This window comes from Microbacterium sp. ABRD28, assembly GCF_003850245.1.
In the GTDB taxonomy this organism is placed as follows: domain Bacteria; phylum Actinomycetota; class Actinomycetes; order Actinomycetales; family Microbacteriaceae; genus Microbacterium.
This window is the reverse complement of record NZ_CP031015.1, coordinates 657738-680657: the sequence shown is the minus strand read 5'-3', so window position 1 is coordinate 680657 and position 22920 is coordinate 657738. Positions and strand designations below refer to the sequence as shown.

General features: G+C 69.5%; 25 protein-coding genes. 9 read left to right on the top strand and 16 right to left on the bottom strand.

The window, feature by feature from the left end; genetic code table 11:
- The 3 genes from DT073_RS03470 to DT073_RS03460 form a co-directional block, all read right to left on the bottom strand.
- Complete coding sequence (locus DT073_RS03470; protein WP_124292128.1) at nt 1–930, bottom strand: carbohydrate ABC transporter permease; 930 nt, start codon at nt 928–930, stop codon at nt 1–3.
- Nucleotides 927–1991, bottom strand: a complete 1065-nt coding sequence (locus tag DT073_RS03465; RefSeq protein WP_124292127.1) for a carbohydrate ABC transporter permease — start codon at nt 1989–1991, stop codon at nt 927–929. The genes DT073_RS03470 and DT073_RS03465 overlap by 4 nt, the downstream gene beginning before the upstream one ends.
- 76 nt (nt 1992–2067) lie before the next feature.
- Nucleotides 2068–3363, bottom strand: coding sequence for an ABC transporter substrate-binding protein (locus DT073_RS03460; protein WP_124294326.1), 1296 nt, complete (start codon nt 3361–3363; stop codon nt 2068–2070).
- A 212-nt stretch (nt 3364–3575) separates the two neighbouring features.
- Between DT073_RS03460 and purS the strand changes: the two genes are divergently transcribed.
- On the top strand, nt 3576–3824 hold the full coding sequence (purS, locus tag DT073_RS03455) for a phosphoribosylformylglycinamidine synthase subunit PurS (RefSeq protein ID WP_124292126.1): 249 nt from the start codon (nt 3576–3578) through the stop codon (nt 3822–3824).
- On the top strand, nt 3821–4525 hold the full coding sequence (purQ, locus tag DT073_RS03450; RefSeq protein WP_124292125.1) for a phosphoribosylformylglycinamidine synthase subunit PurQ: 705 nt from the start codon (nt 3821–3823) through the stop codon (nt 4523–4525). The genes purS and purQ overlap by 4 nt, the downstream gene beginning before the upstream one ends.
- A gap of 15 nt (nt 4526–4540) precedes the next feature.
- On the opposite strand, the gene DT073_RS03445 is transcribed toward purQ, so the two are convergent.
- The gene (locus DT073_RS03445; protein WP_124292124.1) at nt 4541–4972 is read right to left on the bottom strand and encodes a DUF1761 domain-containing protein; all 432 of its coding nucleotides are present in this window, start codon (nt 4970–4972) and stop codon (nt 4541–4543) included.
- A 64-nt stretch (nt 4973–5036) separates the two neighbouring features.
- On the opposite strand from DT073_RS03445, the gene DT073_RS03440 reads away from it, so the two are divergent.
- Nucleotides 5037–5963 carry a 2-hydroxyacid dehydrogenase gene (locus tag DT073_RS03440; RefSeq protein WP_124292123.1) on the top strand — a complete coding sequence of 309 codons (927 nt, stop codon included), beginning with the start codon at nt 5037–5039 and terminating at the stop codon, nt 5961–5963.
- 13 nt (nt 5964–5976) lie between these two features.
- Here DT073_RS03440 and xdhC read toward each other — a convergent pair whose 3' ends face one another.
- The 3 genes from xdhC to DT073_RS03425 are packed head-to-tail and all read right to left on the bottom strand — an operon-like array spanning nt 5977 to nt 10664.
- Nucleotides 5977–6810, bottom strand: coding sequence for a xanthine dehydrogenase accessory protein XdhC (gene xdhC / locus DT073_RS03435; protein ID WP_124292122.1), 834 nt, complete (start codon nt 6808–6810; stop codon nt 5977–5979).
- Nucleotides 6811–6825: 15 nt separating this feature from the next.
- Nucleotides 6826–9165 carry a xanthine dehydrogenase molybdopterin binding subunit gene (xdhB, locus tag DT073_RS03430; RefSeq protein WP_124292121.1) on the bottom strand — a complete coding sequence of 780 codons (2340 nt, stop codon included), beginning with the start codon at nt 9163–9165 and terminating at the stop codon, nt 6826–6828.
- Nucleotides 9162–10664 carry a xanthine dehydrogenase small subunit gene (locus tag DT073_RS03425; protein ID WP_205783005.1) on the bottom strand — a complete coding sequence of 501 codons (1503 nt, stop codon included), beginning with the start codon at nt 10662–10664 and terminating at the stop codon, nt 9162–9164. Before DT073_RS03425 ends, xdhB begins: the two co-directional genes overlap by 4 nt.
- 213 nt (nt 10665–10877) lie before the next feature.
- Here DT073_RS03425 and DT073_RS03420 point away from each other — a divergent pair, with 213 nt between their 5' ends.
- From DT073_RS03420 to DT073_RS03405, 4 genes are read left to right on the top strand one after another with little or no spacing between them, the layout of a single operon-like run.
- On the top strand, nt 10878–11999 hold the full coding sequence (locus DT073_RS03420; RefSeq protein WP_124292120.1) for an ABC transporter substrate-binding protein: 1122 nt from the start codon (nt 10878–10880) through the stop codon (nt 11997–11999).
- 18 nt (nt 12000–12017) lie between these two features.
- The gene (locus DT073_RS03415; RefSeq protein ID WP_124292119.1) at nt 12018–12875 is read left to right on the top strand and encodes an ABC transporter ATP-binding protein; all 858 of its coding nucleotides are present in this window, start codon (nt 12018–12020) and stop codon (nt 12873–12875) included.
- Entirely contained in the window at nt 12875–13684 is an 810-nt protein-coding gene (locus DT073_RS03410; protein ID WP_240638714.1) for an ABC transporter permease, read from the top strand. The genes DT073_RS03415 and DT073_RS03410 overlap by 1 nt, the downstream gene beginning before the upstream one ends.
- Nucleotides 13681–14481 carry an ABC transporter permease gene (locus DT073_RS03405; protein WP_124292118.1) on the top strand — a complete coding sequence of 267 codons (801 nt, stop codon included), beginning with the start codon at nt 13681–13683 and terminating at the stop codon, nt 14479–14481. The genes DT073_RS03410 and DT073_RS03405 overlap by 4 nt, the downstream gene beginning before the upstream one ends.
- A 255-nt stretch (nt 14482–14736) precedes the next feature.
- Here DT073_RS03405 and DT073_RS03400 read toward each other — a convergent pair whose 3' ends face one another.
- From DT073_RS03400 to DT073_RS03360, 9 genes are all read right to left on the bottom strand, one after another.
- Complete coding sequence (locus DT073_RS03400; protein WP_124292117.1) at nt 14737–15798, bottom strand: RNA polymerase sigma factor; 1062 nt, start codon at nt 15796–15798, stop codon at nt 14737–14739.
- Nucleotides 15795–16178, bottom strand: coding sequence for a YciI family protein (locus DT073_RS03395; RefSeq protein ID WP_124292116.1), 384 nt, complete (start codon nt 16176–16178; stop codon nt 15795–15797). Before DT073_RS03395 ends, DT073_RS03400 begins: the two co-directional genes overlap by 4 nt.
- Nucleotides 16179–16376: 198 nt before the next feature.
- Nucleotides 16377–16931, bottom strand: a complete 555-nt coding sequence (locus tag DT073_RS03390; RefSeq protein WP_164478136.1) for a twin-arginine translocase TatA/TatE family subunit — start codon at nt 16929–16931, stop codon at nt 16377–16379.
- 23 nt (nt 16932–16954) lie between these two features.
- Nucleotides 16955–17749: a twin-arginine translocase subunit TatC gene (gene tatC, locus DT073_RS03385; protein ID WP_124292114.1), complete on the bottom strand. Its 795-nt coding sequence runs from the start codon at nt 17747–17749 to the stop codon at nt 16955–16957.
- Nucleotides 17746–18006, bottom strand: a complete 261-nt coding sequence (tatA, locus tag DT073_RS03380) for a twin-arginine translocase TatA/TatE family subunit (RefSeq protein ID WP_124292113.1) — start codon at nt 18004–18006, stop codon at nt 17746–17748. The genes tatC and tatA overlap by 4 nt, the downstream gene beginning before the upstream one ends.
- Before the next feature lie 28 nt (nt 18007–18034).
- Nucleotides 18035–19024, bottom strand: coding sequence for an intradiol ring-cleavage dioxygenase (locus tag DT073_RS03375; protein ID WP_124292112.1), 990 nt, complete (start codon nt 19022–19024; stop codon nt 18035–18037).
- A gap of 185 nt (nt 19025–19209) precedes the next feature.
- Nucleotides 19210–19671 (bottom strand): RNA-binding protein, encoded by a 462-nt coding sequence (locus tag DT073_RS03370; RefSeq protein ID WP_124292111.1) that lies wholly within the window; start codon nt 19669–19671, stop codon nt 19210–19212.
- Nucleotides 19672–19803: 132 nt separating this feature from the next.
- Nucleotides 19804–20199, bottom strand: coding sequence for a (R)-mandelonitrile lyase (locus tag DT073_RS03365; RefSeq protein WP_124292110.1), 396 nt, complete (start codon nt 20197–20199; stop codon nt 19804–19806).
- Nucleotides 20200–20231: 32 nt separating this feature from the next.
- A complete protein-coding gene (locus DT073_RS03360) occupies nt 20232–21257 on the bottom strand; it encodes a zinc-dependent alcohol dehydrogenase family protein (protein ID WP_124292109.1) in 1026 nt (341 codons plus the stop codon).
- 157 nt (nt 21258–21414) lie between these two features.
- On the opposite strand from DT073_RS03360, the gene DT073_RS03355 reads away from it, so the two are divergent.
- Nucleotides 21415–22299 (top strand): helix-turn-helix domain-containing protein, encoded by an 885-nt coding sequence (locus tag DT073_RS03355; RefSeq protein WP_124292108.1) that lies wholly within the window; start codon nt 21415–21417, stop codon nt 22297–22299.
- Nucleotides 22300–22337: 38 nt separating this feature from the next.
- On the top strand, nt 22338–22907 hold the full coding sequence (locus DT073_RS03350; protein ID WP_124292107.1) for a DapH/DapD/GlmU-related protein: 570 nt from the start codon (nt 22338–22340) through the stop codon (nt 22905–22907).
- The last annotated feature ends 13 nt before the right edge of the window (nt 22908–22920 follow it).

Here is a 22920-nt window from a genome sequence, read left to right as displayed (position 1 = left end):
TCAGCCTTTCACTGCTCCTGCCATGATCCCGCTGATGAGCTGCTTGCCCGCGATCACGAAGAGGATCAACAGCGGAATCGTAGCCATCACGGCGCCTGCGAGCACGATCGAGTAGTCGATGTAGTAGCCCGACTGTAGCTGGCTGAGGGCCGTCTGGAGGGTCGGGTTGGATGGGCTCAGCACGATGAGAGGCCACAGGTAGTCGGTCCAGGCCGTCATGAAGGTGAACAGCCCGAGGATCGCCATGGCCGGGCGCGCGGCGGGCACCCCGACGGTGAGGAAGGTGCGGAACTGCCCGGCCCCGTCCACCCGGGCGGCCTCGATCAGCTCGTCGGGGATGACGTCGACGAGGTACTGGCGCATGAAGAACACCCCGAACGCGGTGACGAGGGTGGGCACGATGACTGCGCCGATCGTGCCGGTCCAGCCGAGTTCGCGCATGACCATGAACAGCGGGATGATGCCGAGCTGTGTGGGGATCGCCATGGTGGCGATGACGAAGAGCATGAGCCCGTTACGGCCGCGGAACTTCAGCTTGGCGAAGGCGTAGCCGGCGATCGTGGAGAACGTCACGACCGAGACGGTGATGACACCCGAGATCACGATCGAGTTTCCGAGCGCCAGCCAGAACGGGATGGCGTCGAGCACACGGGCGGCGTTGGCGAGGAAGTTGCCACCGGGATTGAGCGGAAGCGTCTCGCCCCGGGTGGCGTTCGTGCCGCTGGCGACGACGAACGACCACCAGAGCGGATAGACGCTGCCGAGGATGAAGGCGGCGAGCAGGCCGTAAGTGAGGAAGCCCGGACGGCTGCCGATGCCGGCGTTGCCGGTCTCGCGACCGCGCCGGCGTCTGCCGGGTCGCTCCGGCGGATCGTTGTCGAGAGTCTCGACCTGCACCGCGGGAAGGGGCTCGGGGATGGTGACACTCATGCGACGCCTCCGTGGGTGCGGGCCTGACGCCGTGCGATGCGGCGTGCTCTGCGGTCGGATCGGGAGTCGGATGTCGCGATGCGACGGGCGATCAGGAAGTTGAGGACGCCGAACAGCACGATCAGAAGGAACAGCAGCCACGCGACGGCGGACGCCTCACCGAGGTTCGTGCGAAAGAAGGCGAGATCCCAGAGGAAGAGGACCATGGTCTGGAACTGGCGGTCGCTCCCGCCGATCCCGCCGGCGGCCGAGACGTCGAACAGGCGCGGTTCGGCGAAGATCTGCAGCCCGCCGATGGTGGCCGTGATGATGACGAAGATCAACGTCGGGCGGATCGTCGGGATGGTGATCGAGAAGAAGCGTCGCACCGGACCCGCGCCGTCGATGGCGGCGGATTCGTACAGGTCGCGCGGAACCGCCTGCATGGCGGCGAGGAGGATGAGGGCGTTGTAACCGGTCCACCGGAAGTTGACCATGATCGCGATCGCGAGATGGCTGAGGAACCGGTCCTGCTTCCACTGCTGGTCGGGGATGCCGAAGATGTTGAGGAGGTTGTTCGCCAGCCCATCGACGTCGCTGAAGATGCTCGAGAAGATGAGCGCGACCGCGACCGGGGTGACCACGAACGGGAGGAGAACGCTCATCCGCCAGAAGGTCGGGGCGCGCAGGCCCCGGTCGAGGAGGTACGCGACGATGAGGGCGATCGTGAGCTGCGGGATGGCCGAGAGGAGAAAGATGCTGATGGTGTTGAACACCGCGTTCCAGAACATCCGGTCGTTCAGGATCTCGACGAAGTTGCCGAGCCCCACGAAGTCGCCCTGTCCCTGCAGCAGGTCCCAGTCGTACAGCGAGACGTTGAGCGTGTAGAGCAGCGGAAAGAGGCCGACGACGCCGAACAGCAGGAAGAACGGGGCGACGTAGAGGTAGGGCGAGGCCTTCTGGTCGGCCTTCGACAGACGCTGGCGGAAGGGGGAGCGGACGGATCGGCGCATCCGATCCTTCGGCTCATCTCGACCGGAATCGGCGGGTGCCGACGCCGGCGACGGCAGAGTCGCGGTCATGTGCAGTTCCTCTCGCGGAGAGATGGTCGGGGCCCCCGGGCTGTCCGCCCGGAGGCCCCGTGTCATCCGATCGGCCTCAGCCGACCAGTTCGTTCAGCAGCTGGAGCGCCCGCTGCCAGGCACCCTGCGTGTCGGTCTCGCCCAGGTCGAGCGCCTTCAGCGCGGGACCGAAGACGTTCTCCTGGATGACGGAGTCCTCCGGGCCCTTGTACTGCGCTTCGACGCCGACGGCGCGCTCGGCGAGGATCGCGCCGGTGGGTGCGTCGTTGAAGAACGGGTTGGGAGTCGCCTCCGCCGCCAGGGTCTCCTGCGCCTCGACGGTGCTCGGGAAGTTGCCCGCTGCGGCGGACTGCTTCACCTGCTGCGCCGGCTGGGTGAGCCAGTCCGCGAGCTTGGCCGCCTCTTCCTTGTGCTCCGACGTCTCGGGAACGGTCAGGAAGGCGCCACCCCAGTTCGCCGGGCCACCGGGGAAGACGTTGGCGAAGTCCCATCCGTTGTCCTCATCGCCACCGGCCCCCTCGATCGAGCCCTTCATGACGCCCAGCATCCACCCGGGGCAGATGAACGTCGCGAACGTCCCGTCGAGGAACGATTCGCCGCTGTTCCAGTCCCATGCCGCCTGTGCCGCCGAAAGCCCGTCCTCGGTCGCCGCGCCCAGAAGCTCGAACCGCTCTTCGAGCTCGGCGTTGCCCACGACGTTCAGCTCGCCGTCGGTGGTGTAGTAGCCCTCGGGGAGCTGGTTGACCATGGCGTTCCAGACGAAGCCGGAGTGGTCGTACCAGGCGTTCCCGGTGGCCTCGCTGTACTGACGGCCGACGTCGAAGTAGTTCTCCCAGTCGCCCTCGAGAAGAGTCGCGACCTCTTCACGGTCGGTGGGCAGACCCGCCGCCTCGAAGGCGGGTGCGTTGTAGCAGATGCCCTGCGGGCCGATGTCGGTGCCGTAACCGATGACGCGGCCCTCGGGATCGGTCGCCTGGTCGTACTTCCACTCGAGCCAGTCGCTCTTGCGGTCTTCGATGCCGTAGTCGCGCAGGTCGACGAACTGGTCGGAGACGCCCATGATCTGACCGAGCCAGCCCTCTTCGACCGCGACGACGTCGGAGAGTCCCGACCCCGCCCCGATCTTGGTGAAGGCGTCGGTGCGGGCGTTGCCGCCCGTGTCGATGTTGGTGGCCTCGATGGTGATGCCGGGGTTGGCCTCTTCGTACTCGGTGTACAGGTCGTCGTAGCCGAACGTGCCGAAGGTGGTGACCGTGAGGGTGATGTCCTCGCCGGCCTCGCCGCCTGCGGCGTCGCCGCCGGAGGAGCTGCAGCCCGCGAGAACGAGGGCGGTGGATGATGCGATCGCAGCCGCGACGGCCGCTTTGCGCATGGTGGATGACGTCACGATCACTCCTTTGTGGGTGGATAAGAAGATGCTGTGTCGGCGACACGGTGCAGGTTGACGTTCCCGTGGAACCGCTCCCACGGATTGCGGATGACGCTATGGGATCGCTCTCACGACTGTCAAGGGAGCGCTCCCAAGAAGATGGGTAACGATCAGGTCACGACGGCGAGCGGGGGGTCGAGCCGTAAGATGTCGGTGTGCCCACCATCGTCGTCGACGTCATGCCCAAGGCCGAGCTGCTCGACCCGCAGGGGAAGGCCGTCGCCGGAGCCCTCACGCGGCTCGGCGTCGACCGCTTCTCGGGTGTGCGGATCGGCAAGCGTTTCGAATTGACCGTCGACGGGGAGGTCGATGACGAGACTCTCGCCACGGCCCGCCGCATCGCCGCCGAGGTGCTCTCCAACGACGTGATCGAAGACGTCGTCGGCGTGGAGGTCGTGGAGTGACCGCCCGTATCGGCGTCATCACCTTCCCCGGGAGTCTCGACGACGTCGACGCCCGCCGCGCTGTGCGTCTGGCCGGCGGTGAGTCGGTCGCCCTCTGGCACGGCTCGCACGACCTCGAAGGCGTGGACGCCCTCATCCTCCCCGGTGGCTTCAGCTACGGCGACTACCTGCGTGCCGGGGCGATCGCCGCCCTCGCGCCCATCATGTCGGAGGTCACCGACGCCGCGCGGGGCGGGATGCCCGTGCTGGGCATCTGCAACGGCTTCCAGATGCTCGTCGAGGCGCACCTCCTCCCCGGCGGCCTCATCCGCAACGCCCACCAGCAGTTCATCCGCCGCGACCAGCGTCTTCGCGTCGAGAGCGCGTCGACGGCGTGGACATCCGACTTCGCCGACGGCGAAGAGATCGTCATCCCGCTGAAGAACGCCGACGGCGGCTACATCGCCGACGCCGACACCCTCGCGCGCATCGAGGGCGAGGGCCTCGTCGCCTTCCGCTACCTGGGCGTGAACCCCAACGGGTCGCTCAACGACATCGCGGGTCTGCGCAACGAGCGCGGCAACGTCGTGGGGCTCATGCCGCACCCCGAGCACGCCGTCGAGGAGGGCTTCGGCCCCGACACCCGCGTCGCGATGCGTTCGGGTGTCGATGGCCGCCGGTTCTTCACCTCGGCGATCGCGTCGCTCGTCGCCGCGGCCTGAGCCGCGCCGAGCGCGTCAGACGGTGCCGGCGGGCGGCCAGACCCCGATGATCAGCGCCATCACGACGAAGGTCGCCAGCTCGTGGCCGATCGTCAGCACGGTCAGCGATGACGGTCGCCCCTCGAAGGCGTCGTGCGTGATGATCCGGGCGGCCGTGAACCCCGCCCACAGGATGATCGCTGTGCCGAGCGCCGCGAGGAGATAGCCGCCCCCGTAGAAGTGCCACGCGATCGCGGTCGCCCCGGCGAGCACCCACGCGCTGATGAAGCTCACGAGGATCGTGACGAGGATCGGGATGACGGCAGTGGCACCGGATCGGTTCATGTCGACGTCGGCCAGTCGGGCCCACCTCGTGCCGAACACCTTCGGCGCATAGAACACCGATCCGACGATGAGCGTCGAGGCCGTGGCGATGAGGACCGCCCAGTAGTTGATCTCGGGAACCATCCGTCATCGGCAGGTGCTGCCGCCTCCTGCGCCAGACCATACTCCGGCCGGCGGTAGCGTGGGAATGGTGAGTGCGAATCTCGTCGTGTCCGTTCCGACCGCCCAGCTCGCCGATGACCTCCAGCCGGCACCCGACGCTGCGGAGGTGGTCGTGTGGCCGATGGATGGCCCGCCGCCCCGATCCCGGATCGACATCGTCGTTCTGCCCTACATGTCGCTGACCGATGCGGTGCCGCTCCTCGACCAGGTCGAGACCCGCCTCGTGCAGAGCCAGTCGATCGGGTACGACGGCATCGATGATATTCTCCCGCCGACATATACCTTCGCCAACGCCTCCAGCGTGCACGAAACCTCGACCGCAGAGCTCGCGGTGACCCTGGCGCTGGCCGCGCAGCGACGCGTGCCGGCGTTCGTCCGCGCGCAGGTCGAGGGCCGGTGGGCGCCCGAAGTCGCGGAGAGTCTCGCCGATCGGCGGGTCCTGCTCCTCGGATACGGCGGCATCGGCACGGCGATCGAGGCCCGGCTCGCGGGCTTCGAGGTCGAGCTCGTCCGGGTGGCGTCGCGCCACCGCGAAGAAGACGGTGTCACGATCCACGGGGTCGACGAACTGCCCGAGCTGCTGCCGCATGCCGAGATCGTGATGGCGTCCCTGCCGGGCGGCGACGCGACCCGCCACCTCGTCGACGACGGGTTCCTCCGCGCTCTTCCCGACGGCGCCCTCATCGTCAACGTCGGCCGCGGGCCGCTCATCGACACCGATGCGCTCGTCGATCACGCGGGGCGTGGCCGCATCCGCGCGGCGCTCGACGTCACCGATCCCGAGCCGCTGCCCGCGGGTCATCCGCTCTGGTCGACCGACGGCGTGCTCATCGTCCCGCACGTCGGCGGCGCGTCGAGCGCGATGCGCCCGCGGATCGCGCGACTCGTCCGCCGTCAGATGGAGCGGATGTCGCGGGGCGAGGCCCCGCTGAACGTCGTCCTCGGCGGCTGACGCCGCCTCCGCCTCACCCGCGCGGCGCGCGCGCTGCCTCCTCGATCAGCTGCAGCAGCCGCGCTGCGACGCTCACCGCGATGACGGCCGGCGCCTTGCCCGACACCTCGGGCACGCCGATGGGCGTGGTCACACGCGCGAGATCGCCGTCGGTGTGCCCCAGCTCGCGGAGCTTCGCCGCGAACCGCCCCCACTTCGAGCGCGAGCCGATCAGCCCGATCGACGCGAGGTCATCGCGTCGGAGCGCCTGGTCGGTGAGGGCCAGATCCTCGACGTGATCATGGGTCATGATGAGCACGTGCGTACCGGCCGGCAGGTCGGCGATCGCCGCCTCGGGCACCGGGGTGTGACGCACGTGGACGGTCGCGACCGCGTCGGCGAAGATCCCCGAGCGTCCGGGTACCCCGAGCCGCTCCTCGGCCACCATGTCGGCGCGCCCGTCGATGAGCCACAGCTCGATCTCGTGTCGCGCGAGCACCCGGGCGAGCTCCAGTCCGACGTGACCGACTCCGAAGACCGCCACCGTCGGCACCACGCGCACCGGTTCGAGCAGCATCGTCACCTCTCCCCCGCAGCACTGCACGCCGTACTCGGTCGCGGCCTTGTCGCTGAGGGTGAGGGTCAGCAGCCGCGGCTCGCTCTCGCCCGCCTCGATCATCTCGCGCGCCGTCGCGATCGCGGTCTCCTCGAGATTGCCGCCGCCGACGGTGCCGAAGAGCCGATCGGGTGAGACGACCAGCTTCGCCCCGCCGTTGCGCGGCGCGTGACCCCGCACCGTGGCGAGGGTGACGAGCACCGCCGGCAGGCGTGCATCGCGCAGCCGGCGCAGTTCGTCGACCCAGTCCATCGGCGTCGCTCTCCGCTAGCGCGCGACAGGGAGCGCGGAGCGCGCCGCCTCGATCGCCCAGAAGACCGCCTCAGGGGTTGCGGGCGAGGCGAGCTCGACGCTGCGCCCCGGCTCGCCGAAGGCGGCGACCGCTTCGCGCAGCGCCTCGCGCGCCGCGAACGCGAGCATGAGCGGCGGCTCGCCCACGGCCTTCGATCCGTACACAGCGCCGTCCTCCCGCGCGTCGGCGAAGAGGTGAACGCGGAAGTCCTCGGGCATCTCCGAGAAGCTCGGCAGCTTGTACGTGCTCGCCGAGGTCGTCAGCAGCCGCCCGCGGCCGGGACCGTCGGAGGTGTCCCACCGCAGATCCTCGAGGGTGAGCCATCCGGCGCCCTGCACGAACCCGCCTTCGATCTGCCCGCGGTCGATCTGCGGCGAGAGCGAGTCGCCCACGTCGTGGACGATGTCGACCCGTCGCAGCCGGTAGGCGCCGGTGTAGCCGTCGACCTCGACCTCGGCCGCCGCGGCACCGTAGGCGAAGTACTTGAAGGGCGAACCCGTCATGCGTTCGATGTCCCACGACAGACCCTCGGTGCGGTAGTACCCGGCGGCGAACAGCGGCACCCGCGAGAAGTAGGCGGCCAGGGCCACCTCGGCGAACGGCACCGAGCGCTGCAGATGCGGAGCGGTGACCTGCCCGCCGGCGAAGACGAGGTCATCCGGATCGGTGCCCAGAAGCCCGGCGGCGACCGCCGTCATCCGCTCTTTGATCTGCTCGCAGGCGTTCTTCACGGCCGCGCCGTTGAGGTCGGCACCCGACGACGCCGCTGTGGCGGAGGTGTTGGGCACCTTGTCGGTGCGCGTCGGGGCGAGCCGCACCTGGGTGAGAGGCACCCCGAGGGCGGTCGCGGCGACCTGCAGCATCTTGGTGTGAAGGCCCTGGCCCATCTCGGTGCCGCCGTGGTTGATGAGCACCGAGCCGTCTTTGTACACGTGCACGAGGGCGCCGGCCTGGTTGTAGGCGGTGAAGTTGAACGAGATGCCGAACTTCACCGGGGTCATCGCGATCGCGCGCTTGACGTCGTCGTGCTCGGCGTTGAACGCCGCGATCGCCGCGCGTCGATCGTCGACCGCCGCTTCGGTGCGGAGGGTCTGCCAGATCGCCGGCATCCGCTCGGCGTCTTTCACCACCTGCCCGTAGGGCGTGTCCTGCCCGGGGGCGTAGAAGTTCCGGCTGCGGAGCTCGTCGGGCTCGATGCCGAGCGCGGGGGCGGTGCGCCCCAGGATGTCTTCGATGAGGAACACCCCCTGCGGACCGCCGAATCCACGGAACGCCGTCTGCGAGGTCTTGTGCGTCTGGGCGACGCGGCCGACGACATGGACGTTCGGAATCCAGTAGGCGTTGTCGACGTGGCAGAGCGCGCGGCTCATCACCGGCTCCGACAGGTCGAGCGCCCACCCGCCGTCGGAGGTGAGCGTGGCCTCCAGCGCCTGCAGGAGGCCGTCGTCGTCGAATCCGACGCGCCAGGAGATGTGGAACGGATGCCGCTTGCCGGTCATTGTCAGATCCTGCGTGCGGTTCAGACGCAGCCGCACCGGGCGCCGGGTGAGGCTCGCCCCGAGTGCGGCGATGGCCGCCAGGCCGTGGGGCTGCATCTCCTTGCCGCCGAACGCGCCGCCCATCCGCAGCGACTGCACGGTCACCTGATGCGACGGCAGGTCGAGCACGTGCGCGACGATCTCCTGCGTCTCGCTCGGGTGCTGCGTCGACGACTCGACGAAGACCTGACCCTCGGAATCGATCCGCGCGAGGGACGCGTGGGTCTCGAGGTAGAAGTGCTCCTGGCCTGAGAACGAGGTGACGCCCTCGAACACGTGGGGGGCGTCCGCGAGCGCCGCACCGGCGTCGCCGCGGATGATCGCGCGCTCGGCGCCCTGGAACGAGCCGGCCGAGATGGCCTCCTCGAGGGTGACGATGCTCGGGAGCGGCTCGTAGGTCACCTCGACGGCGGCGGCGCCGAGCCGCGCCGCCTCAGGCGTCTCACCGAGCACCCAGGCGAGGGCGTGCCCGTGGTACATCGCCTCGACGGGGAAGAGCGGCTCGTCGTGCTTGACCCCGGCGTCGTTGACGCCCGGCACGTCCTCGGCGGTGAGCACCCGGACGACGCCGGGCACGCCGTAGGCGGGCAGGACGTCGAGGGTCACGCGCGCATGCGTCTGGGTGGACTGCACCGGCCACGCGGTGAGCACGCCCATCGTCTCCACGGCCAGGTCGTCGGTGTACATCGCCCGGCCGGTGACGTGGAGGGCCGCGCTCTCGTGCGCGACGGAGCGGCCGACGACCGGGTCGGCGGGGCGACGGGCGAGATCGCTCATCGGGCCACCGCCTCGGCCGTGGGCCTGGGATGCCGGGCGAAGACCTTGCGCAGAGCGTTCTCGAGCATCGCGGCGCGGTACGCCGCGCTCGCGCGGTGGTCGGACAACGGGGTGCCCTCGGCGCCGAGCACCGGGGCGACCTCGCGCACGGTGGTGAGGCTCCAGTCGCGGCCGATGAGCGCCTGCTCGGTGGCGCGGGCGCGCACCGGCGTGGCGGCGACGCCGCCGAGCCCGATGCGCGCGTCGGCGACGACGCCGCCCCGCAGGTCGAGCACGAACGCGACGGCGACGCTGGAGATGTCGTCGAACCGGCGCTTGGCGATCTTGTGGAACGCGGCGAGCTCGCCGCGGGGTGCGGGGAAGCGCAGGGCGCGGATGATCTCGTCGTCGCGCCGCACCGTCTGCCGGTAGCCGGTGAAGTATTCCTCGAGCGGTACGTCTCGCTCCCCGTCGCGCGAGGCGAGGGCGACGCTCGCGCCGAGCGCGAGGAGCGCGGGCAGCGCGTCGCCGATCGGCGAACCGGTGCCGAGGTTGCCGCCGAGGGTCGCCCGGTTGCGGATGAGCGGTGAGGCGAACTGCGGCAGCAGCTCGGAGAGGAGCGGCACGCGATTGCCGAGGGCGGCGACCTCGGTGAGGGTGAGCGCCGCACCGAGCTCGATCTCGGCGTCGTCGGCGCGGAACGCGCGCAATTCGGGGAGCCGGTCGATCGCGACGACGAGCGGGGCGCGCAGCCCGCGGAGGTTCACGTCGACGCCCCAGTCGGTCGCGCCCGCGACCAGGCGCGCCTCGGGTTCGCTCGCGAGGAGGGCGACCGCCTCATCGAGGGTCGCCGGGCGGACGAACCGGGCGCCGTCGACGGTGACGTCAGTGGGGACGGGGTCCGGGGCCGGATGCCGCAGACGCGCCGCCAGCGGATCGTCGCCCTCCGGCATCCCGAGCTCGTATGCCGCGTCGCGAATAGGTCGGTAGCCGGTGCAGCGACAGAGGTTGCCGCTCAGCGCGTGCAGGTCGAATCCGTTCCCCCCCACCCCCGCGAGGGTGCCCTCCCCACCCGCGAAGGTGCGCTCCCCACCCGCGAGGGTGCCCTCGTCGCCCTTCGGCGCGCGATCGCGCCGGTAGTACTCCCCGGCCATGCTGCAGACGAAGCCGGGTGTGCAGTAGCCGCACTGCGACCCGCCGCCCACCGCCATCGCCTCCTGCACCGGGTGCAGCTCCTCCGGAGTGCCGAGGCCCTCGGCGGTCACGATCTCCTGACCGCGGAGCGCCTGGGCGGGCACGAGGCACGAGTTCACCGCGGTCCACGCCGCGCCAGCGGCATCCGCAGCCGGCGTCACGACGAGCATCGCGCACGCGCCGCACTCGCCCTCGGCGCACCCCTCTTTGCTGCCCGTCAGTCCGCACGAGCGAAGCCAGTCGAGGGCGTTGGTGTGCACCGGCACGCCGTCGAGCGAGCGGAGCGCACCGTTGACGGTGACCTCGTTGTCAGTGACCGCAGCCACCGGTCCTGCATCCACACGGTCTTCAGCCACGAGCGCGCTCCATCTTCGCGATTGTACGGGCCGCACGAGCCGAGCGGACTCCTCGCTCCGCGCCCACCCGCCGCATCCGTCACACGTCCGAAACACCCCGCGGACTCGGGCGAAATGTCGGCGCCTTACCGTCGCCTGATCACATCCCTGAGCTCCACCTGCACAAGAAAGAGCCAACACCCGATGGCAACACACAGCACACTGGGCCGCCGCGGCCGTATCGCCGCCGGCGCCGCCGCGTTCCTCGCCTCCGCCCTCGTCCTCACCGGATGCGCCTCCGGCTCCACCACCACCGCGGCCGCCGGCGGCGAGCCCGGAGAAGAGGCCTCGTTCGGCGAGATCAGCGTTCAGTACTCGTGGATCAAGAACGAGGAGTTCGCCGGCGAGTTCTACGCCTACGAGAACGGCTACTACGACGAGGCCGGCTTCGACGAGGTGATCGGCATCTCAGGTCCCGACACCGGTGTCGCCAAGCTCCTCTCCGGCACCGTGCAGGTCGCGCTCAGCGACGCCGCATCGGTGGGCGCGGCGATCGCCGAGGAGGAGGCGCCGCTGAAGATCATCGGCGCGACCTTCCAGAAGAACCCGTTCACGATCCTCTCCCTCGCCGACGGCGGCAACATCACCACCCCCGAAGACCTCGTCGGCAAGACGATCGGCGTGCAGGACTCCAACGCGTCGGTGTTCGCCGCCCTCCTCAACGCCAACGACATCGACCCCGCCGACGTGAACGTCGTCCCGGTCGACTTCGACCCGACCCCGCTGATGAACGGCGACGTCGACGGCTTCATGGCCTACCTCACCAACGAGGCCCTGACCGTCGAGCTCGCCGGCTACGAGGTCACCAACCTCGCCTACGCCGAGAACGGGGTGCCCTACGTCGCCGAGACGTTCACCGTCACCGACCAGTACCTCGCCGAGAACGCCGATCTGCTGAAGGCGTTCCTGACCGCCGAGATCAAGGGCTGGACCGAGGTCTTCCAGCAGCCGGTCGATGACACGGTCACCCTCGTCGAGAAGTACTACAACGCGGCTGCCGCGGAGTCGTCGGAGGGGCTCGAGGCCGTCTTCGGGGCGCTCGACCCTGAGAAGACCGCGCTCGGCATCGAGGCGCAGAACCTCCTCATCTCCACCGAGGAGACCGAGGCGAACGGCCTGTTCACCATCTCCGACGCCCTCAAGGAGCAGACCGTGGCCTCGCTCGCCGCGGCCGGCTGGGAGGTGTCGGTCGACGACCTGTTCGACACCACGATCATCGACGAGATCTACGAGGAGAACCCCGAGCTCATCGACTACCTCCCGTAGCCCGAGCGACGCACCATCATGACCGACACAACAACATCGGATGCCACGGCGGCGCCGTCGGCGGGGGTCACCCCGTCGGCGGCGCCGGCCGGCGGTACCGGCATCAGCATCGACGGTCTGACTAAGACCTTCAACACCGGTCGCGGCCGCACCGTGACCGCCCTGCAGGACACGCACCTGCACACCGAGAAGGGCTCGTTCCTGGCGCTTCTCGGCCCCTCCGGATGCGGCAAGTCGACGATCCTGCGCATCCTCGCCGACCTCGAGACGCCCACGACCGGCGACGTCCGCGTCGACGGCAAGACGCCCGCGCAGCTGCGCCGCGACAGCGAGCTCGGCATCGCCTTCCAGGACCACGCGCTTCTTCCGTGGCGGAGCGTCTACGCCAACATCCGACTCGTCTTCGAAGTGGCCGGTCGCCGCGCCGACAGGGCCTACATCGACGAGCTCATCGCCCTCGTCGGCCTCACCGGGTTCGAGAAGGCCAAACCCGCCCAGCTCTCCGGCGGCATGCGCCAGCGAGTGTCGATCGCCCGCGCCCTTGCGCTCAAACCCTCGGTGCTGCTCCTCGACGAGCCCTTCGGCGCGCTCGACGACATGACCCGCCAGAACCTCAACCTCGAGCTGCTGCGCATCTGGACCGAGAAGCCCGCGACGACCCTCCTCGTCACCCACGGGATCTCCGAGGCGATCTTCCTCTCCGACCGCGTCGCGGTGATGTCGCCGCGTCCCGGGCGGATCAAGGAGATCATCGACGTCGACCTGCCGCATCCGCGCACGCCCGACCTGCAGCGCACGCCCGAGTTCCACGCCCTCGTCGACCGCGCATCGGAACTGCTGTTCGGGGCCGACGGGCGCGCCGCGGCGGAAGCCTGATGCGCGTCCGCCGCATCCCCGGCTGGCTCGCCGGGCTGATCGGTGCCGCCGGGCTCCTCGCCGCGTGGTGGCTGTTCTCGGCGACCGTCTTCCAGCCGCCGGCCGGTACGACCTTCACCCCCGTGCCCTCGCCGTTCGTGGTGTTCCAGACCATCTGGACCGACGGCCTGGCCCCCTACATCGGCGTCTTCGAGGTGACGATCACCGAGGCGCTCATCGGGTACGCCTGGGGCAACGGGCTGGCGCTCCTCGTCGCCTCGACCGTGCTGCTCCTCCCCCAGATCGAGACCGTCGTGGTGCAGATCGCGGTCGTGAGCTACTGCCTGCCGGTGGTCGCCGTCGGCGGCATCGCGATCGTCGTGCTCGGCGGCGCGCGCCGCGCGGGCGACCCCAGTGCGACGGCGATCTTCCTCGCCGCCCTCGCGGTGTTCTTCACCACCGTCGTCGGCGCGCTCCTCGGGTTCCGCTCGTCCGACCGCTCGAGCCTCGACGTCGTACGCGTCTACGGCGGATCGCGCTGGATGCAGCTGCGCAAGGTCCGGCTGATCGCCGCCCTTCCCGCCATCCTGAACGCCCTGCAGATCGCGGTGCCCTCCGCCTTCCTCGGCGCGATCCTCGGTGAGTACATGGGCGCCACCGACCGCGGCGTCGGCATCACCCTCATCCGTCTGCAGGGCGATCTCGACTCCGCGCGCGTGTGGGCGGTGTTCCTGCTGTCGGCGATCGTCGCGCTCGTCGGCTACGCCGTCGTCGGACTGCTCGCCCGCGCGGTCACGCCGTGGGTCTCGGGCAAGGCGGTGGTGGCATGACCGGCGCCGCGCGGGCCGTCGGGCGCTCGCTTCTCAACGCCCTCCTCACCCTCGCCATCGTCGTCGCGCTGTGGTGGGCGGTGGTGAATCTCACGGGGATCTCGCCGTACGTCGCCAAGGGTCCGGTGGACGTGTGGCAGTTCCTGTTCACCGATGAGGATGCTGCGCTTCACCGTGCCGAGATGGCACCGCTCCTCGCGCAGACCCTCTCCGACGCCGCACTGGGCTTCGTCGTCGGCATGCTCGTCGCCGTCGTCCTCGCCATCGCGTTCTCGCTGTCGCGCTCGGTCGAGATGGGGGTCATGCCCCTCGCGCTGCTGCTGCGGAGCGTGCCGCTCGTGGCGATCGCGCCCGTGATCATCCTCATCACCGGGCGCGGAACCCCTGCCTCGGTGGCGGTCATCGGCTCGATCGTGGTGCTCTTCCCCGCGCTCGCGTCGGTGCTGTTCGGGCTGAGCCGCGCGTCGAAGGAGAGCCTCGACCTCGTCCACGTCTACGGCGGCGGGCGGGCGACGCAGCTGCGGAAGGTCAACGTGCCGGGAGCCCTCCCGTCGCTGTTCGCGGCGGCGCGGGTGTCGGTGCCGGGTGCGGTGACCGGAGCGCTGCTGGCCGAGTGGCTCTCGACGGGTCAGGGCATCGGCGGGATGATCCAGAAGTTCAGCGCCTCGGCGCGCTTCGACGAGCTGTGGGCCTCGGTCGCGCTCATCACCGTCATCACGCTCGTGCTCTACAACGTGGTGCAGGTGATCGAGGACCTCGTGCTCGCTCGGATGGGGATGCCGACGGGGTCGCGCTGACGCTCGGGGCGGCGCGCAGCGTCGCCGCCTCGCGAAACCGACCTCCGCTGCCGAAACCCACCGTGCCGCGGTCGGTTTCGACGGCGCGGGTGGGTTTCGACGCGCGGAGGGCGCGCCGCTGGATCAGAGCTGGAACTCGGGCCGCACTTCGGCGTCGCCGTCGGCCGGCATCCGAGCTCCGCTCTGCTCGACGCACGGGAGCCTGGCGTTAGGGCGCAGTCAGCAAGGTCGCCCGCGACCCGGTCTCGGTCGGTCTCACTGAGGAGAAGGCGGCGCCGCCCGTGCTTCGGCGGCGGCGAGGGCCGCGCGTGCCCCATCGGTGGGGGCGATGGCAACGAGTCCGCGGTAGAGCCACACGAGGGTATCGACCTCGAGTTCTCCGGTGCGGGCTCGGTTGCAGTGCACCGCCTGAATGGCCGCTTCGAGCTGGAAGCGCCCCAGCGGGCGGCCGAGGTCGGACGCCCGCTGCAGGAGTGCGTCGCCCTCGGCGATCAGTGCGCGATCCCACAGCGCGGTGTCCTGCTCGTCGAGCGGCGGCCAGGGATCGCCGATGCGGGCCGCCGCGCGAGACTGGGCGAACGTCAGCAGCGCGGCGAGACCCCACGCCTCAGGTTCGTCGCCCAGCAGCGCGGCGGTGAGCACCGCGAGCCACCGTGCCTCGTCGGCGAGCGACTCGCGCGGCTCGTCGCCCTGATTCAGCCAGTCGATCGCATATGCGCCGTAGATCGCTTCGAGCACTGCGGGCAGACGCGCGGGCATGTCGTCGCGGCGCGGGATGCGGAACGGAATGCCGGCACCGCGGATGCGACGCTTCGCCCGCACGAGTCGCTGGGCCATCGTCGCGCTCGGAACCGCGAAGGCGGCGGCGATCTGCGACGCCTCGAACCCCAGCACCGTCTGCAGCATGAGGGGCGTGCGTGCGGCGGGATCGATCGCCGGATGCGCACACGCGAAGAGCAGTTCCAGTCGGCGGTCGGGGATGCCCTCGAGCCGCTCCAGCTCGTCGAGGGCATCGGCAGACGCCGGGTGGGCGAGGCGCGCCACCAGGCCGTCGTCGAGATCAGCAGAGGTTCGCCGAGCCGCAGAGCCGAGCGCGTCGCGCAGTCGGTTTCGCGCCACGGTGATCACCCACCCTTCCGGATTCGCAGGGACGCCGTCGCGGGGCCAGAGCCGCAAGGCTCGCTCGAAAGCATCGGCCAGGGCGTCCTCGGCGAGGGCGACGTCGCGTGTGTTCGACGCCACCACCGCCAGGACGCGTCCGTATGACACCCGCGCCGTGCGCTCAGCGACGGCCCTGGCGTCACTCTCCGCGGTCATCGGTAGTCGAACGCCTGCCACGCACCGTCGGCGAAATAGGTGCCCGACGGGCGCACCTCGACAGAGCCGTACTGCGCGGACGGCGCGCGACCCGCCCAGGCGATGGCGTCATCGAGGTTGTCGACCTGGATGACGAAGGTGCCGCCCAACTGTTCCTTCGTGTCGGCGAAGGGGCCGTCCTGCACCTGGAGTGCACCGTTCGCTGCCGTGACTGTCGTGGTGAGGCTGGACGGCTGCAGCACCTCGGCACTGATGAGAACACCCGCCGCATCGAGAGCTTTCGCGTAGTCGTCGAAGGCTCGCATCCCTTCGGCCAGTGCCTCGGCGCCGAGTTCGTCCGCGGTCATCTCGGGGTAGTGCAAGAGCAGTGCGTATCGCATGATGTCATCCTTTCGTGCGCCGGAGTCGGCGTCACTGGGGTGACGATCGAACGCGTCGCCGATCGACACTCCTCCGTGCGGAATCACCTACCCGTCGGCCTCCACCCCCGAGACCGACCTGCACCGTCGAAACCCGCTGCGCCGCGGTCGGTTTCGACAGCGGGGGTCGGTGTGGATGTGGGGAGCCTGTCGCTTCCGTCAGGTGACCGCGCGCGCGACCTCCGAACCCGTCTCCTCCGCGCTTCCGGTCATCCCGGCGGCCGGCGCAGGCGCGGCATCCTCCTCTGTTGATGCCGGAACCAGGATGCGGCGGGGATGCGCCGCCGAGCCTGAGACGACGTACTTCCGTCCGCGCCCGGTCGCGCTCGGGCGGGCCAGCCGCGGCGCGGCAGGCGACGCGGCGTCGACATCCGGGCTGGCGTCCGGCTCGTGGTCGACGCTGGGGAAGACGGGGTCGACGGCCGTCTGCGCCGAAAGCTCCGCGCCGGTCCTGCGCGGCGGGGCACCCTCGAGAGCTTCGCGCATGATCCGCCGGGGGTCGTATTGGCGAAGATCCATGGTCTCCCAGCGAGCACGGTCGAGGGAAACCCCCAGGTCGCTCTCCGCCTGGGTGCGCGTGCTCTCGACGAAGGCGCGCAGTCCTCTCACTATCTCTCCCGCCCTGCGGGCGAGGTGCGGCAAGCGGTGCGGTCCGATGATCAGCGCGGCGAGAACGGCGACGACGAAGAGCTTCTCGAAGGTCAGGCCGAACACGGGGTCTCCTTGGGTCGGGCGCCTCAGACACCCGCGGGCGCGGCGACGGGGTCGGGAAGGCCAGCGGCGCTCGCGCGGCGGGTCGCGCGGCGGTCGTGAAGATGAGTGATGAGGAGCGCGCCGGCGAAGAGCGCCGCCATCGGCACGGCGATGAGGAACATCGAGAGCACATCGGCCGAGGGGGTGACCAGGGCGCTGAAGACGACGATCGCGACCACGATGAGCCGCCAGCTGCGCAGGAGCGTGCGGGCTGACACCAGTCCGAGCGCGTTGAGCAGCACCATGAACACCGGCAGGGTGAAGGCGATGCCGGTGGCCACGACGATCTTCATCACGAAGTCGACGTAGTACGCGGCGCTGAGCATGGTGCTGTCTTCGGCCGACGCGAAGCTCGCCAGCAGCTCCACCATGTGCGGGAACAGGATGAACCCCGTCACGCTTCCGGTGGCGAACAGCGCGAGCGCGGCGAAGGAGAACCCGACCGTGAGCCGACGTTCACGGCGTGTGAGGCCGGGCGAGACGAATCCGAAGAGCTCGAAGATCCAGACCGGGCTCGACAGCACGACTCCTGCGAACAGGGCGATCTTCACCTTGAGCTCGAACGCTCCGGTCACAGAGTCGTAGTTGAGGCTCGCGTCGCGCGACTCGGCGAGGACCTCGATCGGGGCGCGGAGCACCTCGATGACCTGGTCCGAGAAGATGAATCCGGCGATCACGCCGATCGTGAGCGCCACCGCCGCCCGGACGGCACGCCGACGGGCTTCGCGCACATGCGATCCGAGGGGCATGTCGCCTCGGGCGACGGTCGCGGCGGTCATGACGGGCGCACTCCTCCGGCGCCTGCCGTCGTCGGTACGGCGGGAGCGCGCGACGGGTCGATCGGAACCGATGCCGCAACCGACGCGACGCCCGGCTGGGTGGGGGTATCGTCGGCGTTTTCGCGGACTTCGTCTTTCAGGATCCGCATCGACTGACCGACGCTTCGTGCGAGCGCCGGGAGTTTCGCTGCTCCGAAGATCAGCACGATGACGGCGAGGATGACGAGGGCGTGCCAGCCCGTGAGGTTCTGAAGCATGGGTGTTCCTTTCTCATGTGTCCAGTGGTCAGTTGCCAGGGCCCCCGCCGGACGGCGGCTGACCGCCACCGGCCCCACCGGCGCCGGCGCTGACGCCGGGGGCGGTGTCGGTGTCCACTCCGACGGCGAGGGTGCCGACATAGCCGGACGAGGTGTCGCCGCTGAACGTCCCCATCTGCAGCTCGGTGCCGTCGCTGAAGACGTTGTCGTTCGCAAGGCCTCCGATCTGCGCCAGGTTCTGGGCCGAGCCGGAGTAGGCGTCGAGTTGGTAGACGGCGTTGAGCATCTCCTCGGGGAACGCCACCTGGGATGTGGCGATGACGTTCGCGACATCGGTCGCTGATGCGATGTCGGGGTACACCTCGAAGTGGATGTGCGTCCAGCGGCCGGCGTAGCAGCCCGGCACGATCGTCTGGAACGTGGCCTCGCCGCGGGCGTCGACGACCTGGATGCCGCGGAGGAACGTCTCGTCCTCGACCCCCTCGGAGTACATCGAGTACAGCCCCTGCGCGTCGCAGTGCCACACGTAGACCGCGGCACCCTCGAACGGCACGTCGCCGCCGGCGATGTCGGTCACCGAGAACGTGAAGGTCAGGGGCACGCCTTCGGCGGTGGTGCCGCCGTCGAGACTGGACCGGATGTCGCTGCGGACGATGCCCGACTCCTCGAGCACGTTCACGCCGTTCGAGCCGTCCGCCGGATAGGGGCCGTTGGTCTCCTCGGGGATCTCGCCTGCCGCCGTCGTCGTGGTCGTCGAGTCGGTCGCCTCGGTCGCCGTGGAGTCTGTCGTGGCGGTCGACGTCGCGCTGGTGGGTGAATCAGTGGTCGCCGCGCATGCCGCAAGCGTGGCCGCGCCGACGCCGAGTCCGACCAGGGTCAACACCCGTCGACGGCTGACCATGGTCGCAACATCGAATCCGGCGCCCTGGTCGACGACCTCGTCCTCCGGACGCGGCAGAACACGCCCCTCGTAGGTCGGGCCCTGCGGGGAGTCGTCAGGTTCGGGGGTATTGCTCACGGCGTCCTCCTCTGTCGTTGTGTTGCAGCAACACTGGAGGGCCCGGATTAGCGCGACGTTGGACGTACCTTTGCTCTTCCTATGTGGCCAGGCGATCGTCTGCGTGCGCAACGAAGAAGGGGATGGCGGTCGGGCAACCTTGCTGCTAACCCTCGCGGCGATCGACCCGACGGCGAACGACGCTGTCAGCGGTCTGGGAAATCGCCTTCGTAGTCCTGCCACGTGCCGGCCAGATGCTGCATCGCCCACAACTGCTGGCTCTTGGTCACGCTTGTCTTGCCGGTGAAGTCCATGACGATGTAGTTCGACCGGAACCCGTCAGAAACTGTGCTCTCGTGCTCCTCGGCTGCCGCTCGGGATTCGAACCGGACGTAGAGCGCCTCGGCCGTGTCCCAGGCCTCAACGCACGGGATTGGTCCCCCGCAGACCGAGGAGGTGACGTTCTGAGGGTCAGTGGTCGGATCGGCAGCGTCAGGCTCGCTCTCCATCAAGTAGTCGAGGGTGAGCGTCCACTGCGAATCGAATAAGGTTCGGCCAAGCCACCAGCCGCCGACAAGGACAAGTCCGGCAGCGATCACGGCCGCTGCGATCGCCGCAAGCTTCCACGCCTTCAGGCCTCTTGGTGTTGCGGACATGGTCGCGATCATCGCACGCGTCTGCTGTGTGACGTACTCCTCGACCTCTGGCCCGGAGCCAAACCTCGATCGCGCACCGTATGGAAGCCAAGCCCGTAACTGCGCCAGCCGCAGGGACTTGCTGCGCTCCTGTCGAGCGGTTGGTTACCGAGCGGCGTACTCGCTGTCGGTGACGTGATCACCCCAGATCGCGCTGGGTTGTCCGGGCAGGGTGTCCCAGACGGCGAGGTGGCTCATGAAGCTGTGGGGTGCGGCTCCGTGCCAGTGCTCCTCGCCGGGAGGGCATAGAACGGTGTTTCCTGCGGACACCTCGCTGACGGCGCCGCCCCGCGCCTGCACCAAGGCGACTCCTTCGAGGATGTGAAGCGTCTGGCCTCCCGGATGCGAGTGCCACGCGGTGCGGGCGCTGGGCGCGAATCGGACGATGGCGGCGTTCGCCAGTTGTCCCGGAGCCGATGGCGCGGCGACAGGGTCGAGCCAGACCTCTCCGGTGAACCACTCGGGCGGGTTGTTGGCGGTCGCGGGGCGGGTGACGTGCATGATGGCTCCTTCCGTCGGTCGTGGTCGTGCAGTCAGAGGGTGAGCAGCACCTTGGTCGCGCGGCGTTCGTCCATCGCTGCGTACCCGTCCGCGGCCTGCTCGATCGGCAGCGTCAGGTCGAAGACATCGCCGGGGGTGATCTGCCCAGCCCAGATCAGCTGGATGAGCTCCGGCAAGAAGCGCCGTACGGGGGCCGGGCCTCCGTGGAGGTTCACGCTGGAGAAGAACAGCTCGAGCCCGTCGAGCGACACGTCGTGCGAGACGCCGACGAAGCCGACATGTCCGCCGGGACGGGTGGCGCGGATCGCCTGTTCCATCGCCTCCTGGGTGCCGACCGCCTCGATGACGCCGTGCGCGCCGAGACCGTTCGTAAGTTCCCTGATCTTCGTGACGCCTTGGTCGCCTCGTTCCTCGACGATGTCGGTCGCGCCGAACAGGTGCGCCAGCGCCTGCCGGTCGGTGTGCCGTGACATCGCGATGACCCGCTCCGCTCCCAGCTGCCTCGCGGCCAGGACGCCGAGGAGGCCGACCGCGCCGTCGCCGACGACGGCGATCGTTTTGCCTGGGCCCGCTTGAGCGGCGACGGCGGCGAACCATCCTGTGCCGAGCACATCGGATGCCGCCAGCAGGGACGGCACCAGCTCGGCGCTCGGCTCGCCCGGCGTGGGTACGAGGGTGCCGTCGGCGAGCGGGATGAGCGCGTAATCGGCCTGCGTGCCGATCGCCCCCATCATCACTTGGTGCACGCAGCGCGACTGATAGCCGGCGCGGCAGATCTCGCACGTGTTGTCTGAGGCGACGAACGAACCGACGACGTAATCACCGGGCTTGACGTTCTTCACCTCGTGGCCGATCTTTTCGACGATCCCGATGTATTCGTGCCCCATGGGCTGCGGGGTCTGGTGCAGCGGCTCGAGTCCCCGATACGGCCATAGGTCGGAGCCGCAGATGCAGGTCGCCGTGACGCGGATGACGGCATCCGTCGCCCGCTCGATCTCCGGCATCTCGCGCTCTTCGACCCGCACATCCTTCGGGCCGTACAACATCACTCCACGCATCACGTTCTCCTGACTGAGGAATCTTGGGGTGCCGGCAGGTCCCGCCGCCAGGCACCATCTCAGGGAACGCGATGTCGGCCGCGACGGGGAGTGCCTGGTGAAAGGTGTACGGACAGTGCACCCCACACCTCGCGCCGGGCGACTTACGCTCGACGACATGGACAACAGGGCCGAGGTGCGGGAGTTCCTCACCACCCGCCGTGCGCGCGTCACCCCCGAAGCGGCCGGCCTGCCAGCGGGCATCGGCATTCGGAAGGTGCCGGGACTGCGCCGCACCGAGGTGGCGATGATCGCCGGAGTGAGCGTGGAGTACTACGCGAAGCTGGAACGCGGCGACATAGCCGGTGCTTCGGCGTCCGTCCTCGACGCGATCAGCCGGGCGCTGCAGCTAGACGACACCGAGCGTGCACACCTCGTCGACCTCGCGAGGGCGGCGGACGGCATCCCGCTCTCCGGCCGTCACCGGCGCAAGGCCCCGAAGCAGTCCGCGTCTCGACCGAGCCTGCGATGGGCGCTCGAGGCCATCACCGATGGCATCGCGTTCGTCCGCGACTCGCGCCAGGATCTCCTGGCCACCAACAGTCTCGGCCGCGCGTTCTACTCACCCGTCATCGGCGATGGCGGCAGGACACCGAACCTCGCCAGGTTCCAGTTCCTCGACCCGGCATCCCGCACGTTCTACCCCGACTGGGACCTCTTCGCCCAGATGTGCGTCGCCATCATGCGCGCCGAGGCCGGACGCGACCCCCACGACCGCGGGCTGCAAGACCTCGTCGGCGAGCTGTGCACCCGGAGCGACACGTTCCGCACCCTCTCGGGCGCACACGACGTACGCACCCACGGCACCGGCACCAAGCGCTTCCACCACCCCGTCGTCGGCGAACTCATCGTGTCCTACGAAGAACTCGCCATCACCGCCGAACCCGGACTCATTCTCATGGTCTATACCGCCGAGCCCGGATCACCCTCAGCGGAACGGCTCCGACTGCTCGCGTCATGGGCTGCCCAGCACCCCGCCGACAACACAGCCACGCCCGCCTAGCGCGTACCGCGTTCCACCGCATCCTCCCGGAGCAACACATGACACTCACCGAACTGCTCGACGCGCTCAACGCCGGACACACGATCACCGGGAACTCGCCCTTGCACCACGTCATGCACGAGACCAGCCAGGACGCGCTCCGGGTCACGGGCGAGCTCAACGGCGGGTACCACCCGCCCGCACGGGTTCGAGAATTGATCGCCGAGCTGGTCGGTGGGGCTGTCGACGAGTCCGTCACCGTCTTCCCGCCGTTCCACGCCGACTTCGGCAAGAACATCACCATCGGCAAGCGGGTCTTCATCAACTCCGGGTGCAAGTTCCAGGATCAGGGCGGCATCACGATCGGCGACGACTGCCTCATCGGCCACAACACCGTCCTCGCCACCCTCAACCATGACCTGGAACCATCCCGTCGCGCAGACCTCCACCCCGCACCGATCCGCATCGGACGCAACGTCTGGATTGGCGCCAACGCGACCATCCTGCCCGGCGTCACGATCGGCGACAACGCCGTGGTCGCCGCCGCAGCCGTCGTCACCAAAGACGTCCCCGCCGACACCGTCGTCGTCGGCTCCCCCGCACGAGCCGTTCGCGCCGTCGCAGGCTGAACGCCCGCGCCAC

What these genes read in the sequence shown, in the direction of transcription:
- DT073_RS03470 (WP_124292128.1), bottom strand. Translation starts at nt 930, where the DNA reads ATGAGTGTCACCATCCCCGAGCCCCTTCCCGCGGTGCAGGTCGAGACT.
- DT073_RS03465 (WP_124292127.1), bottom strand. Translation starts at nt 1,991, where the DNA reads ATGACCGCGACTCTGCCGTCGCCGGCGTCGGCACCCGCCGATTCCGGT.
- DT073_RS03460 (WP_124294326.1), bottom strand. Translation starts at nt 3,363, where the DNA reads ATGCGCAAAGCGGCCGTCGCGGCTGCGATCGCATCATCCACCGCCCTC.
- DT073_RS03445 (WP_124292124.1), bottom strand. Translation starts at nt 4,972, where the DNA reads ATGGTTCCCGAGATCAACTACTGGGCGGTCCTCATCGCCACGGCCTCG.
- DT073_RS03440 (WP_124292123.1), top strand. Translation starts at nt 5,037, where the DNA reads ATGGTGAGTGCGAATCTCGTCGTGTCCGTTCCGACCGCCCAGCTCGCC.
- xdhC (WP_124292122.1), bottom strand. Translation starts at nt 6,810, where the DNA reads ATGGACTGGGTCGACGAACTGCGCCGGCTGCGCGATGCACGCCTGCCG.
- xdhB (WP_124292121.1), bottom strand. Translation starts at nt 9,165, where the DNA reads ATGAGCGATCTCGCCCGTCGCCCCGCCGACCCGGTCGTCGGCCGCTCC.
- DT073_RS03420 (WP_124292120.1), top strand. Translation starts at nt 10,878, where the DNA reads ATGGCAACACACAGCACACTGGGCCGCCGCGGCCGTATCGCCGCCGGC.
- DT073_RS03415 (WP_124292119.1), top strand. Translation starts at nt 12,018, where the DNA reads ATGACCGACACAACAACATCGGATGCCACGGCGGCGCCGTCGGCGGGG.
- DT073_RS03410 (WP_240638714.1), top strand. Translation starts at nt 12,875, where the DNA reads ATGCGCGTCCGCCGCATCCCCGGCTGGCTCGCCGGGCTGATCGGTGCC.
- DT073_RS03405 (WP_124292118.1), top strand. Translation starts at nt 13,681, where the DNA reads ATGACCGGCGCCGCGCGGGCCGTCGGGCGCTCGCTTCTCAACGCCCTC.
- DT073_RS03400 (WP_124292117.1), bottom strand. Translation starts at nt 15,798, where the DNA reads ATGACCGCGGAGAGTGACGCCAGGGCCGTCGCTGAGCGCACGGCGCGG.
- DT073_RS03395 (WP_124292116.1), bottom strand. Translation starts at nt 16,178, where the DNA reads ATGCGATACGCACTGCTCTTGCACTACCCCGAGATGACCGCGGACGAA.
- tatC (WP_124292114.1), bottom strand. Translation starts at nt 17,749, where the DNA reads ATGACCGCCGCGACCGTCGCCCGAGGCGACATGCCCCTCGGATCGCAT.
- tatA (WP_124292113.1), bottom strand. Translation starts at nt 18,006, where the DNA reads ATGCTTCAGAACCTCACGGGCTGGCACGCCCTCGTCATCCTCGCCGTC.
- DT073_RS03370 (WP_124292111.1), bottom strand. Translation starts at nt 19,671, where the DNA reads ATGATCGCGACCATGTCCGCAACACCAAGAGGCCTGAAGGCGTGGAAG.
- DT073_RS03365 (WP_124292110.1), bottom strand. Translation starts at nt 20,199, where the DNA reads ATGCACGTCACCCGCCCCGCGACCGCCAACAACCCGCCCGAGTGGTTC.
- DT073_RS03360 (WP_124292109.1), bottom strand. Translation starts at nt 21,257, where the DNA reads ATGCGTGGAGTGATGTTGTACGGCCCGAAGGATGTGCGGGTCGAAGAG.
- DT073_RS03355 (WP_124292108.1), top strand. Translation starts at nt 21,415, where the DNA reads ATGGACAACAGGGCCGAGGTGCGGGAGTTCCTCACCACCCGCCGTGCG.
- DT073_RS03350 (WP_124292107.1), top strand. Translation starts at nt 22,338, where the DNA reads ATGACACTCACCGAACTGCTCGACGCGCTCAACGCCGGACACACGATC.